This window comes from Candidatus Nitrosopumilus sp. bin_68KS (genome assembly GCF_054095825.1).
In genome coordinates, this window is record NZ_JBSWSP010000005.1 from 1 (window position 1) to 13,007 (window position 13,007).

16 protein-coding genes and 1 tRNA gene are annotated in these 13,007 nt (G+C 32.4%); 12 read left to right on the top strand and 5 right to left on the bottom strand.

Annotation, left to right across the window (positions count from 1 at the left end):
* On the top strand, positions 1-652 hold a 652-nt coding region (locus ACW9W3_RS01265), incomplete at its 5' end, for an SIS domain-containing protein (RefSeq protein ID WP_457764364.1).
* On the opposite strand, the gene cobT is transcribed toward ACW9W3_RS01265, so the two are convergent.
* The 3 genes from cobT to ACW9W3_RS01280 are packed head-to-tail and all read right to left on the bottom strand — an operon-like array spanning position 639 to position 2,963.
* On the bottom strand, positions 639-1,703 hold the full coding sequence (cobT, locus tag ACW9W3_RS01270; RefSeq protein WP_457764365.1) for a nicotinate mononucleotide-dependent phosphoribosyltransferase CobT: 1,065 nt from the start codon (positions 1,701-1,703) through the stop codon (positions 639-641). The two genes, ACW9W3_RS01265 and cobT, sit on opposite strands and share 14 nt — an antisense overlap.
* Positions 1,704-1,710: 7 nt before the next feature.
* A complete protein-coding gene (locus ACW9W3_RS01275; RefSeq protein ID WP_457764366.1) occupies positions 1,711-2,319 on the bottom strand; it encodes a hydroxyacylglutathione hydrolase family protein in 609 nt (202 codons plus the stop codon).
* A complete protein-coding gene (locus ACW9W3_RS01280; RefSeq protein ID WP_457764367.1) occupies positions 2,316-2,963 on the bottom strand; it encodes an NAD(P)H-hydrate epimerase in 648 nt (215 codons plus the stop codon). Before ACW9W3_RS01280 ends, ACW9W3_RS01275 begins: the two co-directional genes overlap by 4 nt.
* A 73-nt stretch (positions 2,964-3,036) precedes the next feature.
* Here ACW9W3_RS01280 and ACW9W3_RS01285 point away from each other — a divergent pair, with 73 nt between their 5' ends.
* Positions 3,037-3,651 (top strand): RNA-binding protein, encoded by a 615-nt coding sequence (locus tag ACW9W3_RS01285; RefSeq protein ID WP_457764368.1) that lies wholly within the window; start codon positions 3,037-3,039, stop codon positions 3,649-3,651.
* Between the two features lie 15 nt (positions 3,652-3,666).
* Here the strand turns inward: ACW9W3_RS01285 and ACW9W3_RS01290 are convergent.
* A tRNA-Leu gene (locus tag ACW9W3_RS01290) sits at positions 3,667-3,751 on the bottom strand.
* A gap of 52 nt (positions 3,752-3,803) precedes the next feature.
* Between ACW9W3_RS01290 and ACW9W3_RS01295 the strand changes: the two genes are divergently transcribed.
* From ACW9W3_RS01295 to ACW9W3_RS01335, 9 genes are read left to right on the top strand one after another with little or no spacing between them, the layout of a single operon-like run.
* Positions 3,804-4,040 (top strand): DNA-directed RNA polymerase subunit N, encoded by a 237-nt coding sequence (locus ACW9W3_RS01295; protein WP_179372099.1) that lies wholly within the window; start codon positions 3,804-3,806, stop codon positions 4,038-4,040.
* Position 4,041: 1 nt separating this feature from the next.
* Complete coding sequence (eno, locus tag ACW9W3_RS01300; RefSeq protein WP_457764369.1) at positions 4,042-5,280, top strand: phosphopyruvate hydratase; 1,239 nt, start codon at positions 4,042-4,044, stop codon at positions 5,278-5,280.
* Positions 5,281-5,287: 7 nt separating this feature from the next.
* Entirely contained in the window at positions 5,288-5,911 is a 624-nt protein-coding gene (rpsB, locus tag ACW9W3_RS01305; RefSeq protein WP_457764370.1) for a 30S ribosomal protein S2, read from the top strand.
* Positions 5,912-5,934: 23 nt separating this feature from the next.
* Positions 5,935-6,876 (top strand): mevalonate kinase, encoded by a 942-nt coding sequence (gene mvk / locus ACW9W3_RS01310; protein WP_457764371.1) that lies wholly within the window; start codon positions 5,935-5,937, stop codon positions 6,874-6,876.
* Between the two features lie 23 nt (positions 6,877-6,899).
* Complete coding sequence (locus tag ACW9W3_RS01315; RefSeq protein ID WP_457764372.1) at positions 6,900-7,643, top strand: isopentenyl phosphate kinase; 744 nt, start codon at positions 6,900-6,902, stop codon at positions 7,641-7,643.
* Position 7,644: 1 nt separating this feature from the next.
* Positions 7,645-8,295: an isopentenyl-diphosphate Delta-isomerase gene (idi, locus tag ACW9W3_RS01320; RefSeq protein ID WP_457764373.1), complete on the top strand. Its 651-nt coding sequence runs from the start codon at positions 7,645-7,647 to the stop codon at positions 8,293-8,295.
* Positions 8,282-9,262 carry a polyprenyl synthetase family protein gene (locus ACW9W3_RS01325; RefSeq protein ID WP_457764374.1) on the top strand — a complete coding sequence of 327 codons (981 nt, stop codon included), beginning with the start codon at positions 8,282-8,284 and terminating at the stop codon, positions 9,260-9,262. Before idi ends, ACW9W3_RS01325 begins: the two co-directional genes overlap by 14 nt.
* Before the next feature lie 20 nt (positions 9,263-9,282).
* Positions 9,283-10,992 carry a glutamate--tRNA ligase gene (gene gltX, locus ACW9W3_RS01330; RefSeq protein ID WP_457764375.1) on the top strand — a complete coding sequence of 570 codons (1,710 nt, stop codon included), beginning with the start codon at positions 9,283-9,285 and terminating at the stop codon, positions 10,990-10,992.
* Between the two features lie 6 nt (positions 10,993-10,998).
* Positions 10,999-11,868 carry a fumarylacetoacetate hydrolase family protein gene (locus ACW9W3_RS01335; protein WP_457764376.1) on the top strand — a complete coding sequence of 290 codons (870 nt, stop codon included), beginning with the start codon at positions 10,999-11,001 and terminating at the stop codon, positions 11,866-11,868.
* Here the strand turns inward: ACW9W3_RS01335 and ACW9W3_RS01340 are convergent.
* Positions 11,855-12,640: a GNAT family N-acetyltransferase gene (locus ACW9W3_RS01340; RefSeq protein ID WP_457764423.1), complete on the bottom strand. Its 786-nt coding sequence runs from the start codon at positions 12,638-12,640 to the stop codon at positions 11,855-11,857. The genes ACW9W3_RS01335 and ACW9W3_RS01340 overlap by 14 nt on opposite strands.
* A gap of 52 nt (positions 12,641-12,692) precedes the next feature.
* On the opposite strand from ACW9W3_RS01340, the gene ACW9W3_RS01345 reads away from it, so the two are divergent.
* The gene (locus ACW9W3_RS01345; protein WP_457764377.1) at positions 12,693-13,001 is read left to right on the top strand and encodes a Rieske (2Fe-2S) protein; all 309 of its coding nucleotides are present in this window, start codon (positions 12,693-12,695) and stop codon (positions 12,999-13,001) included.
* Positions 13,002-13,007: the final 6 nt, after the last annotated feature.

Sequence of the window (13,007 nt, forward strand, 5' to 3'; positions counted from 1 at the left end):
ATCGCTTGCTAGAGAATCAGATGTAGTTATTGGGATGAATTGTGGACCAGAAATAGGAGTTGCAGCAACAAAGAGTTTCACATCACAACTTGTAATAATTTACAAAATAGTAGAGAAACTAAGTAATAATGAAATAAAGATTGATTTTAACAAGATTTCTGAATCAGTTTCAAAAACATTGGATAAACCCATTAGAATTCAGATAGTAGCACAAAAATTAAAAAATATTTCAGACATCTATGTTCTGGGAAGAGGAGTACATTATCCAATTGCCAAAGAAGCAGCCTTGAAATTAAAAGAGCTTACGTACATTCATGCAGAAGGAATTCCTGGAGGGGAATTAAAACATGGACCACTTGCATTGATGGATGAAAGTGTGTTTGTCTTAATCATCAATCCCAATGATTCAACATATTCAGATACTCTAACTAGCGCAAGGGAAATTAAAGCTAGAGGAGCAAAAATTATTGGAATTTCAGATGTAGAAAGTGACGTATATGATTATTGGATAGAGATTTCCAAAGTAGAAGAATCAATGTATCCAATTTCAGAGATAATTCCAATTCAGCTATTATCATATTATGCAGCACTCGAAAAAGATACAGATCCGGATTATCCTAGAAATTTGGCAAAATCAGTTACAGTGAAGTAAATAATCGATGATATTCTTTTTCTGCCAAATCCAAATACTTTGCAGAATCATTTCCGGTTTTAATCATGGATGAGATTATACTCCCACCAGCTCCAACACCTTCTTTTGCAAAGCCTTCTGAAAATGCCTTTAGACCAGAATACCTAGAATTTTCTAAACCAGGATTAACAGAAATTGCAGGAATGTTTGCAATTTTTTCAACTAGACTGGTAAAATTTGCACTTTCATCATTTGTAATGTATGATGTGGTCCCAATTACAGTACTTTCTTCACTGAATCCAATTTTTGATGCAAATGCCAAAACTGCCAACATCTGAGTTCCACCTGCAAGCATAACCTTTGAAACATCAGATGCAGAGCTTAACATTCCAGCAACAAAAGGAATCATTGGATCACCTACTTTTGCCACAATACTATAAGGATGATCAGAATCTATCCTTTCAAGTGCAGAATTGACAATTTGATTTTTCAAATCTACAGGATTATTTGGTATGCTGGAGCTTACTTTAGCATCAAAACCTAATCCTCTTAATACTGCCATTGCAGTTGTAGTTCCACCTGGTATACTCTCACCAATCACAAGACAATCTGAAAGCGATGCCAAACTCCTTCCAACTATTCTCCCATAATCAACAGCATGAGATACTTGAGAATCAGTCATTGCATCATTTATGGAAATATTTTTTCCAAAGGTTAAGCCAGATTCAATAAATGGTAATTGTGGTAAAACCTTACTTCCAGCATTAATTGTCAAATGTGGAATACTAGAAGATTCTAAGGCAGTTTTTGTAAGTAATCCAGGAGTAGGTTTTCCATCAGGAGTCATTGGGATTTTATCTATCGTTTTACAATAACCATAATGAAGATATTCAGCATCAGCTGGTGGAGTGAATTGAATAGAGTTCATATCGGAACCTGCAAAAGTAATTCCTGGAATTTCACAAGTTTCAGTATAAGACATAACAAATGAAAAAAGGAATCTGCCTGATTTCATAGTGTCAATGAAATTATTGGCTTGATCTATATTCCCGTGCAGTTCAAAATTTTCCAAGAAATCACTATCCCATCATTTCGACAAATTGTTGTTCTGTTCTTTTTTGCATCACATGATTTGTAATCTTTTCTTGTCCAAGAGTAGATACTTCAGAAGGACCGTAATTATGACCAGAATATATTACCAAATTATCATCTAATGAATACAAAACATCAAACAGACTATGATATAGATCCTTTGCACTGCCACCCGGTAAATCAATTCTACCACAATTCCCAACAAATAACGTATCACCTGAAAAAATTTTGCCGTCACCAACAAGACAAATACTATCTTTAGAATGGCCAGGTGTGTGAAGTACTTTTAATTTTGAATTTCCAAATTCTACAAAATCGCCATCTTTTACAGTAATGTCATGCTTTAATTCAGAATATTCATGTTGAATTATTGGAGCTTTAGTTGATTCAGATATCGCTTCATTTCCCAAAGTATGATCAAAATGATGATGAGTGTTTACAATGTATTTTATTTTTAGATTATTTTTTTTTATGATCATTTCTAACTCCATTAGTTCCCAAGACGGATCAATGATTATCGCCTCACTTGTATCTTCATCTTCAACAATGTAAGTGAAATTTTGCATATTTCCAACTTGAATTTGATGTACTTTCATAAGATACCCTCTTCAGCTTCTGGAGGAATCCCAATTTTTTCTGCAAACAATTCACCAGTCAAATCTTTTCTCTTTGGAATCCCTTGTTTCATTTTATGAAATGTAACTGTCATGTTACATTTTGTACAAATGTTTGCAGTTTCACCTGTTTGAGGATCTAATCCAGATGGGACATCAACTGCAAATTTGTAACAGTCAGTTTCATTGATATAATTTATTGCAGATGCATATGGTTCTCTAATTTCTCCTGAAATACCAGTCCCCAAAATTCCATCTACTATCACATCTGGTTTGAAATCAAAATTCAAAGAATCACCTGTAATTAATTGCACAGATGGCATTTTTTTTAATATTGACCAATTCCAGTTACTCTCTTGAGTTTTGATTTTCTTAGGAGTACCAAGAAGCATCACAGTTACTTTAGCACCATATCCAGCCAAGTGTCTTGCCATCACCAAACCATCACCACCATTATTTCCCAACCCTACAAAAATCAAAATATTTTTAGATTCCACATTACCAAGCTTGTCAACTAATCTTCGTACCGATGCAGCACCAGCATTTTCCATCATGAATTTTTTTAAAAATCCCATATCATGACCTTTATTTTCAATTTGATACATTTGATCCACAGTAATTTCCATACAATTAATGAAAATCATATCTAAAATAAGAGTTTAGCAAACGGCTTTATCCTAGTTTCAAGATATTTTTATCATGACGTTAAAGAATGTCAAAACATCATTAAATAAAATTTCAAAATCTTTAGGAGTAGTTCAAGATTCAAGAGAATTCTTATTAAAAAATACAAGAGAGATTATTATTCTCTGTAGTAAATCAATTATCGCTGTGCATAAAGGAGAACTTGAGACAGGAAAAAATAATCTAAGACATGCAGATATTCTCTTAAAAAAGTACAAGAAAAAAGCAACGGGTGGACTTGAAAGATATCTAATCACACCAGAGCAAGAATTTGTAGAGGCAGCATGTCTTATTGCGATTGTTGAAAAAAAAGAGATTCCTTCAGATAAGAAATTATCAGTAATGCCAGAATCATATGTCTTAGGATTACTTGACTGTGTTGGAGAACTAAAAAGGATGGTATTTGATAAAATTCGAATTGGGGAAATAGATGATGCTACCAGAATTTTTGATGTAATGGAGAATTTGTACCTGAATTTGTACACTTTTTCATTATATGACAAAGTAGTCAAAGAAGCTAGAAGAAAAATAGACGTTAATAGAATTCTAGTAGATGATGTTAGATCAGCAATTACAGAAGAGAAACGACGTAGCGAATTAATTAAAACTTTACAAAAACTAGAAAAATAATTTTTAAAATTCTAGTGCGGGCGATGGGATTTGAACCCACGAACTCCTGAGAGACTAGCCCCTCAAGCTAGCGCCTTTGGCCAGGCTGGGCGACGCCCGCAAAGGAACTTCCTTGCATGGTTTTTATAATCCTTGATTACTTTTTCGTTCGTATGTTAATACCTGTTAGATGTTTTACTTGTGGAAATTTAGTTGCAGACAAGTTTGAGGATTATCAAAATAAAATTAAAGCTGGAGAAGATCCAGTTAAAACACTGGATTCTTTAGGAATTGAAAGATATTGTTGCAGAAGAATGCTTTTGACAACTGTAGAAACAATTCAGCAAGTAATTCCGTTTTATGAAGCAATTCAGAGAAGAAAACAAGAAGTTCAATCTGAGTTAGAATAACTTGGCCAAAATATCCTCAATTGAAGGACGTATTCTATACAACAGCAGAGGTACAAAAACTATCGAAGTAGATGTAGAATCTGAAGGAAAGTTTCTAGGTAGAGTTTGTGCTCCTTCAGGAGCAAGTGTAGGGAAATATGAAGCAGTTAGTTTTCCTAATGGGAGGCCTGAAGAAAGCCTAAAAATTCTAAAAGAAAATTCTCAAAAATTCATTGGGTTGGAATCCTCAGATCTTAAAGAAATCCACAATACTCTGAAAAGTTTGGATGGTTCTACTAATTATGCAAACATAGGTGGAGCATTAGCTTTTGCAGTAACAATTGCATCAATGGAATCAGCATCAAAATCTTTAGGTCAGGAATTATTTCAAACATTATCATCAGAATCATCATTCAAATTCCCATTTCCGATAGGAAATATTCTAGGTGGCGGAGCACATGCAGGTCCTGGAACTCCAGACATTCAAGAGATCCTTATTTGTGCTACAGGTTCAAAAACAATTGAAGATGCAATTGAAACAAATTTGTTAGTTCACAAAGAATTACGTAGTGTTTTAGAGAAAGAAGATCCTCATTTTACAAATGGTAGGGGAGACGAAGGTGGATGGGCACCAAAGCTAGAAAATATAAAAGCACTAGAAGTTTCTGCAAAAGCCTGTGAAAATTTAGGATTTACATTGGGAAAAGAAGTGTCATTAGGAGTAGATTTTGCATCATCTACTCAATGGAATGAAGAAAAAGAAAAATATGTTTATGACAGGGCAGGATTTGAAAATTCATGTGGAGAACAGATAGATTTTGCAGCAGGCATTATTGAAAAATTCAAATTAATTTATGCAGAAGATGCAGTACATGAAGAAGCATTTGAAGATATGTCAGAATTGACATCAAAATTCCCAGACACGTTAGTCACAGGAGATGATTTAACAGTGACAAATAAAGACATCCTGACAAAAGCAATTGATTTAAAATCATGCAATGCTGCAATCCTCAAAGTCAACCAAGCAGGTAGCCTTTATGATGCATTTGAATTTGCAAGGGTTGCAAATCAAAATAATATCAAACTAATCACATCACATAGATCTGGCGAATCTACAGATTCGCAAATTTCACACATCGGTCTTGCTACAAAGTCAAAAATGCTCAAAGTAGGAGTAGTTGGAGGAGAAAGAGTGGCAAAATTAAATGAATTATTACGCCTCTCAGAGCATGATTTAATACGCGGTATGGTAGAGATTTAAAATCGTCATGAGCCAACAAGCCGAAACAACTGACATTAAAAAGAAGATTCTAGCTACTGGAATCAGAGTAGGAACTCAAGTAAAGACAAAATTCATGAAATCATTCATCACCAAAGCCAGTCCTGAGGGACTGTACATGCTTGATTTAGACATCACATTAGAGAAAATTAAGACAGCAGCTAAATTCATCAATAGACTTGGAGCAGATAATCTCATAGTATGTTCAGGTAGACAATATGCAGAAACTCCAATTGAGAAATTCTGTGAGATGTTAAATTCAAAGAAACTTCTTGGAAGATTTATGCCTGGAACATTAACAAATCCATCATTACCATATTACATTGAACCAAAATTAGTATTAATTTCAGATCCTCAAGTTGATGAACAAGCAATTATTGAAGCAACCAATGCTGGAATTCCAATCATAGGAATTGCAAATACAGATAACATTACATCAAATCTAGATGTAATTATTCCTGCAAATAACAGAGGAAGAAAAGCTCTTGCTACAGTTTACTGGTTACTTGTACGTCAAATACTAATTGAAAGAGGGGAATTAAAAGAAGACGAATCAATGAAATATGAAATTGATGATTTTGAAACAAAGATTACCGAAGAGGAAATCGAATAAGTCAATCAAAATTTAGAATCCACGTGAAATCTAAAGCTTCTGCACCAGGAAAAGTAATTCTTTTTGGAGAACATTTTGTTGTATACGGAGTCAAAGCTATTCTATGTGCAATTGACAAAAGAATTACAGTCACTGCAGAAAAAACTAAAGAGAGAAAAATCAGGATAAGATCAAATATTGGTAAACTAGAACTAGAAAAAAATATTTCAATTTCAGAAGTTAATTCTCCACTAAAACCATTTTATTTTTTAGCAAATAAAATAATAAAAAATCAAGATACAGGAATTGAAATCATAGTTGAATCAGACATTCCACTAGGAGTAGGTTTAGGCTCATCATCTGCTTGCTGTGTTGCAGGAGCTGCTGCAATTTCCAGATTATTTTCAAATACAACCAAAGATGAAATTCTAAAACTTGCAATAGAAGCTGAAAAAACAATTTTTCAAAATACATCAGGAGCTGATTGTACTGTTTGTACATATGGAGGAATAATGGAATATGATAAAGAAAATGGGTTCACTACAATAAAATCACAACCTAATTTCCATTTAGTAATTGCAAATTCAAGCATTGAGCATTCAACAGAATCAGTAGTTGCAAAAGTAAAAGAATTCAAAGAAAAAAATGAGACAGAGTTTGCCGCATTATGTAAAAATGAGTCAAAATTAGTAGATGAGGTTTTGGAAGAAATAAAGGAAAACAACATTGAAGAAATTGGAAATAGAGTGATTCAAAATCAAGAATATCTTGAAAAAATAGGAGTGTCAAACGACAAATTAAGAGACATGATCAAAATTGGCAAAAAAGGATCTTTTGGGGCAAAAATTACTGGTGCAGGTGGAGGAGGATGTATTTTTGCCATAACAGATGAAGCAAATTTAGAGAAAACCATCAATCAATTCAATGAAAAGGATTATGATTGCTTTTCAGTTAAAATTGATTTTAGAGGACTGGATACTTTTTAATTGACTAAATAATTTCGAACATCATGATTCTAATAAAATTAGGAGGTTCCATCATAACAAATAAAGAAAAACCACTATCGCCTAGAAGAAAAACAATCAATAATCTTACAAAGAGTTTAAAGAAAATCAACGAACCAATAATTATTGTTCATGGTGGTGGATCTTATGGGCATTATTGGTCTGTAAAATACGATATGCATACCAAAGAAAGAAAATACGACCCAAAAGGTGTTGCAATTGTTAAAAATTCAATGATTGAATTAAACAAGATAATTTTAGATTCAATGTTAGAAAATAATCTAAATCCATATTGTTTACCACCAACAGATTTCATGTCAGGCAATAAACCAATAATTAAAAAAATCAAAGAGATTGAAAAAATTTCCAAGTCAAAATTAATTCCAGTTACATATGGAGATGCTCTATGGTATGGACAGAATAAAACTTACATTTTATCAGGAGACAAGATTATGACTCACATAGCAAAAATATTAAAACCCAAACTTTGTATTTTTGCATTAAATGAAGATGGATTATACTCAGATCTAAAATCTAAAAAATTAATTTATGAGTTAAAGAGTGAACTTCCTTTAATTTCTGAAAACAAGATGGATGTAACTGGCGGTATGACTAGAAAAGTAGAGGAAGCAACAAAAATTTCAAAAATGGGAGTAAATGTGTTCTTTGTAAACGGAAACAAACCTGAAAGGATTGTAAAAGCGGTTAAAAATAGGAAATTTGAAGGTACATTGTTTAGGAGTAAATGAAATGCCTGAAGAATTAGTAATTTTAGTTGATGAAAATGACAACCCAATTGGTACAGAAGAAAAAATAAAGTGTCATTTGCCAGATGGAAAACTTCACAGAGCATTTACTGCACTATTGTTTGATAAAAATGGAAGGCTTGTTCTTACAAGACGAGCAAAAGAAAAAATGCTTTGGCCAAATGATTGGGATGGAACATTTGCAAGCCATCCAAGAGAATCAGAGACATATGTTTCATCTGGAGAAAGAAGAATGCCTGAAGAATTAGGAATTACTGGAAAGCTAGACTATCTTCATAAATTTGAGTATCATGTTCCATACAAAGATGTAGGCTCTGAAAATGAAATTTGTGGAACATTGGTTGGGGTAATTGACAAATCTACAGAGTTAAAAGAGATTGATGGAGAAATAGATGAGATAAAGTGGATTTCAGCAAAAGAGTTAATCTCAGAACTAAATTCAAATCCCCAAAACTATTGTCCATGGATGCTTATTGCATTAGAATTACTTGAAAAATCAGAACAATCAATGCTTGAAAAATATTCAAATGTTTTATCAACATGGTTGAATAATGAAATCCACGAAGGATTGCAAAAAGCAATCAAGGCTCATTTACCAAAAGAAAAATGGAGATTAGTAAATGAAAAAAACTAAACAAATTGAAAAAAATGCAAACACTGTAAACAAGTATCTTAAATCAAAGCTAAAAGGAAATCCAAAGAAACTCTATGATGCAGCAGGACATCTAATTGTAAACGGAGGGAAAAGACTTAGACCATACATGGTAATTAGAAGTTGTCAAATTTTAGGAGGAAAGAGTTCCAATGCCATGCCAGCTGCAAGTGCAGTAGAAATGGTTCATAATTTTACCTTAGTACATGATGATATCATGGATAATGATGAGATGCGTCATGGGGTTCCTACAGTACACAAAAAATTTGGAATGCCCATAGCAATTTTGGCAGGAGATGTTTTATTTTCAAAAGCATTTCAAGTAATTACAGATTCTAAATTATCACCTGCTGCCATAACGCAGTTAGTTTCCAGACTTGCTAAAGGATGCGTAGATGTTTGTGAGGGCCAATTACTTGATGTTAAAATGGCAGAAGAAGGAAGAATTCCAACACAAGCAGATTATATTACAATGGTCAGCAAAAAAACAGCAGCGTTGTTTGATGTATCATGTGCAATGGGAGCAATATGTGCAACAAACAAAGCTAATGACATATCAAATTTATCATCATTTGGAAGAAATTTAGGAATAGCATTTCAAATAACAGATGATCTAATCGGAGTGATGGGTGATCCAAAGATTACAAAAAAACCTGTTGGGAATGATCTTAGAGAAGGTAAAAAATCACTTCCGATTTTGATGGCAATAAAATCAGCAAAAGGGAATGATAAAGAAATAATTTTAAAGGCATTTGGAAATTCAAAAATTTCAAAAAATGATCTAAACAAAGCTGTACAAGTAATTCGTTCGCTAAATATCGAAGAAAATGTAAGAAAACAGGCTCTAAAATATGCAGATAAAGCTGAAAAATCTCTATCAAAATACTCAGGACCTGCTAAAGTGGAGTTAATATCATTATTGGATTTTGTAGTTAAAAGAAGTGTGTAACTGCAAAAAGGAAAACTGACATGGATGACGAATTAAGAAAAGAAGTTAGAAAACTATCACTTCAAAATGCATATGAACATGGAGGAAAAACTCAAAATAAAATAATTTTGGGAAAAATTCTTGGAACAAAACCAGAATATCGAACCAAAGTAAAAGAAATTACAAAAGATATTTCTGAAATTGTCAATTCGATTAATCAATTATCATCTGAAGAACAAGAAAAAGAAATAAACGAAAATTTTCCAGAACTTTTAGCACCAAAAGAAAAAATTGAAGAAAGAGAAGGATTGCCAGAATTAAAAGATGCGGTTCAAGGCAAAGTCATCACACGATTCCCACCAGAACCAAATGGATACCCGCACATTGGACATGCAAAAGCTGCAATAATTAATTCAGAATATGCAAAGATGTATGGTGGAAAATTTATTCTTAGAATGGACGATACTAATCCTGAAGCAGAGCGAATGGAATATCATGCAGCTATCAAAGTTGGACTTGAATGGTTGGGTATTGAATTTGATTTGGTAAAAAATACATCAGATGATATGGAGATATTTTATGAGAAAGGTTTGGAATTAATAAATTTAGGAAAGGCCTACATCTGTACTTGTAAAAGAGAAGACATCAGTAAGAATAGAAGAGAAAGGAAATCATGCAAATGTAGTATGAGTGATATCGATAAAAATAATAAAAATTGGGAAAAAATGAATTTGAAATTCAAAGCAGGTGAAGCCATAGTTAGATTTCGTGGAGATATGAAAGCAGATAATGCAGTTATGAGAGATCCAGTATTATTTAGAATTATAGATGAAAAGCATTACACACTAGGTGAAAAATTTAGAATTTGGCCTAGCTATGACATGGCAGTAGCAATTGAAGACAGTATAGATGGAGTTACCCATGCATTTCGTTCAAAAGAATTTGAACTAAGAAAAGAATTGATAGACGAGATTTTAGATGCTCTAAAAATGCGTAAACCACAACAAGGCTTTTTCTCAAGATTGGAATTCAAAGGTATGCCTATTTCAAAAAGAATCATCAAGCCACTAATTGAAGAAGGCAAGGTTTCATGGTATGATGATCCAAGATTACCAACTCTTGAGGCACTAAGAAGAAGAGGAATAAAACCAGAAGCCATTAAAAAATTTATCATGTCATTAGGATTAACAAAAGCAAACACTCTTGCACCATTTGATTCCCTCGAAGCATTCAATCGAAAATTCGTAGATGCAGAAAGCATTAGACTATTCATGGTAAGTGATGCAAAGAAATTAGTAGTCAAAAATTTATCAATGTCATCAGTAGAAATTCCAAACCATCCAATTAAAGATAAAGGAAAAAGGAAAATTGAGATTGATGAAAATTTCTATATTTCTGGAGAAGATGCTAAAAATTTCAAAGAAGGAACCAGAGTAAGACTGTTAGGATTAGGCAACATTCTAATCAAAAAAATTGATACTGAATTTGAAGGAGAGTTAGTAAACGATGGAGATGCAAAAGAAATTACAAAAATTCAATGGGTTCCACAAAAAACTGCACACGAAATTAAAATGATCATCCCAAAGGCATTATTCATTGAAGATGAATTTAATGAAGAAAGTTTGGAGGAAAGGGATGTCTTTACAGAACCATATTATCTACAATTAAAAGAAGGTGAAGAAATTCAATTTGTTAGATTTGGATATTGTAGAAAAGATTCACAAAATCAAGCAATTTTCACACACAAGTGATGAATTATGAAAATAGTACGGTTAGCTTATGAGAATAATGAAACATATGGTTTTGTAAACGGTGATAAAGTATCAACAAAAGATGAAATTACATACCTAACAGGTGTTCCAATACCACAAAATGTGAAAGATTTTCTTTTTGATGGTTGGTATGACGAAATTAAAAATAAAATTAAAGATTTACCATATGCAGAAAATATTTCAAAATTTAAAATATTATCTCCAATTCCAAATCCAAATAAAATAATCTGTTTGGCATTCAACTATGTAGATCATGCAAAGGAACAAGGATTAGAAGCACCAGAAGATCCTGCAATTGTAATTAAACCAAGAACTGCATTAAACAGTACAGAATCAGATATCGTATGCCCAGATTTTGTAAAGCAACTAGACTATGAAATAGAATTAGCTTTGATAATTGGAAAAAACTGCAAAAATATCAGCATAAAAGATGCATCAAATGCAATTTTTGGATATATGATTTTCAATGATGTATCTGCAAGAGATATTCAATTCAAAGATAAACAATTCACAAGGGGGAAAAGTTTTGATTCGTTTGCACCATGTGGCCCATGGATTACAACATCTGATGAAATCCCAGATGCGCAAAATCTAAAGTTAACTACAAAAATTAACGGGGAGACAAGACAGAGTTCTTCTACAAGTAAAATGTTTATTAAAATTCCAGAAATTATTTCAAAAATCTCAAATGTAATGACTTTAGAAAAAGGAGATATAATTTCCACAGGAACACCAGCAGGAGTAATGCTAAACAAGCCAAATGCCGTATTTTTAAAAGATGGTGATAAAGTAGAAATGGAGATAGAAGGCCTCGGCACTCTAACCAACACAATAAAATTTATCAAGTCCGATTAATCAAAGATTTTTTCATCAAATTAAATGAAAGTTTATGCTCCAATGAATCAAATTTTGGCAAAATATTTTTTGTTAGAATTTGTATTCGTTCATATTTTTTTTCAATTCCATGATTTTGTAAAAATGAAATAATTTCTAAAACAGAGTTTTCTGAGCCTGGAAATAATGTTACGATCAAAGTTTTATCAAAATGTTCTGAATCAGTAAGGATTGCAGTTGAATCATTATCAAAACCAGTAGATTTGATAATTTTTTTGTTCTCATAAAATTGAGAAAGAGTGAAATCGTCAATTGGAAGCCATCTCCATGATTTAACATAATGATTACAAAAGTTGGGATTGATTGATTTCACATATTCTATTTTATGGTGGGGGTTTATTTTTGGAGATAATAAATAATAATTCCAAGTTTGAAAAATTTCATAGTCTAAAGACAAGGCCATTGTTAAGGACGAAGAATTTTGAGTGTCAATTAACATATACGAAAAAAAAGCATTCTTTTTTCTACCAATTAATTCAGCATTCATCACAAGCTTTGAGGCAATTTTTTGTCTGCGGAAATTAGGATCTATACGAATTCCTTCAATCCAGACTTGATTCTTACAGTAAAAGGAATGACAAATTCCCACAGGGAAATTTTTTTCAAATACAAAAAGATTATCTTCAGATAGCCAAAAATCCCAAACATGTTCAATATAGTCACCCCAAGAAAAAGTATTTTTACAAAATTTTAAAATTGGGATTTTATCTTTATTTTTTGCAATTCTAATCATCATTTTTCACAGTATACGAAAAAATATTAAGAATAGTCAAATAATAACTGCAATGGGGAAAATTATAGCTGGAAAAACATCAGATATTCCTCCTGGAAAAATGATCAAAGTCACCATTGACGGAAGAGATATTCTAGTTGCAAATATCGATGGGAAATTTTGTGCTACAGATGATTCTTGCACTCATTCTGGTTCAAGTTTATCTGAAGGAAAATTAGATGGGTGTGTTATAACTTGTGGCTGGCATGGAGCACAGTTTGATTGTAAAACGGGCAAACTGGAAAAATTCCCAGCAAAAATAAGAGATTTAACATCATACAATGTTGTTGTTGAATCAGACAGTGTATTTGTAGAGATGTAACTATAT

Bases quoted from the DNA above. Each gene is read 5' to 3' on its own strand.
- ACW9W3_RS01345 (WP_457764377.1), top strand. From the start codon at position 12,693: ATGGGGAAAATTATAGCTGGAAAAACATCAGATATTCCTCCTGGAAAA.
- ACW9W3_RS01285 (WP_457764368.1), top strand. From the start codon at position 3,037: ATGACGTTAAAGAATGTCAAAACATCATTAAATAAAATTTCAAAATCT.
- ACW9W3_RS01325 (WP_457764374.1), top strand. From the start codon at position 8,282: ATGAAAAAAACTAAACAAATTGAAAAAAATGCAAACACTGTAAACAAG.
- idi (WP_457764373.1), top strand. From the start codon at position 7,645: ATGCCTGAAGAATTAGTAATTTTAGTTGATGAAAATGACAACCCAATT.
- ACW9W3_RS01315 (WP_457764372.1), top strand. From the start codon at position 6,900: ATGATTCTAATAAAATTAGGAGGTTCCATCATAACAAATAAAGAAAAA.
- ACW9W3_RS01340 (WP_457764423.1), bottom strand. From the start codon at position 12,640: ATGATTAGAATTGCAAAAAATAAAGATAAAATCCCAATTTTAAAATTT.
- ACW9W3_RS01275 (WP_457764366.1), bottom strand. From the start codon at position 2,319: ATGAAAGTACATCAAATTCAAGTTGGAAATATGCAAAATTTCACTTAC.
- gltX (WP_457764375.1), top strand. From the start codon at position 9,283: ATGGATGACGAATTAAGAAAAGAAGTTAGAAAACTATCACTTCAAAAT.
- rpsB (WP_457764370.1), top strand. From the start codon at position 5,288: ATGAGCCAACAAGCCGAAACAACTGACATTAAAAAGAAGATTCTAGCT.
- ACW9W3_RS01280 (WP_457764367.1), bottom strand. From the start codon at position 2,963: ATGGAAATTACTGTGGATCAAATGTATCAAATTGAAAATAAAGGTCAT.
- ACW9W3_RS01335 (WP_457764376.1), top strand. From the start codon at position 10,999: ATGAAAATAGTACGGTTAGCTTATGAGAATAATGAAACATATGGTTTT.
- ACW9W3_RS01295 (WP_179372099.1), top strand. From the start codon at position 3,804: ATGTTAATACCTGTTAGATGTTTTACTTGTGGAAATTTAGTTGCAGAC.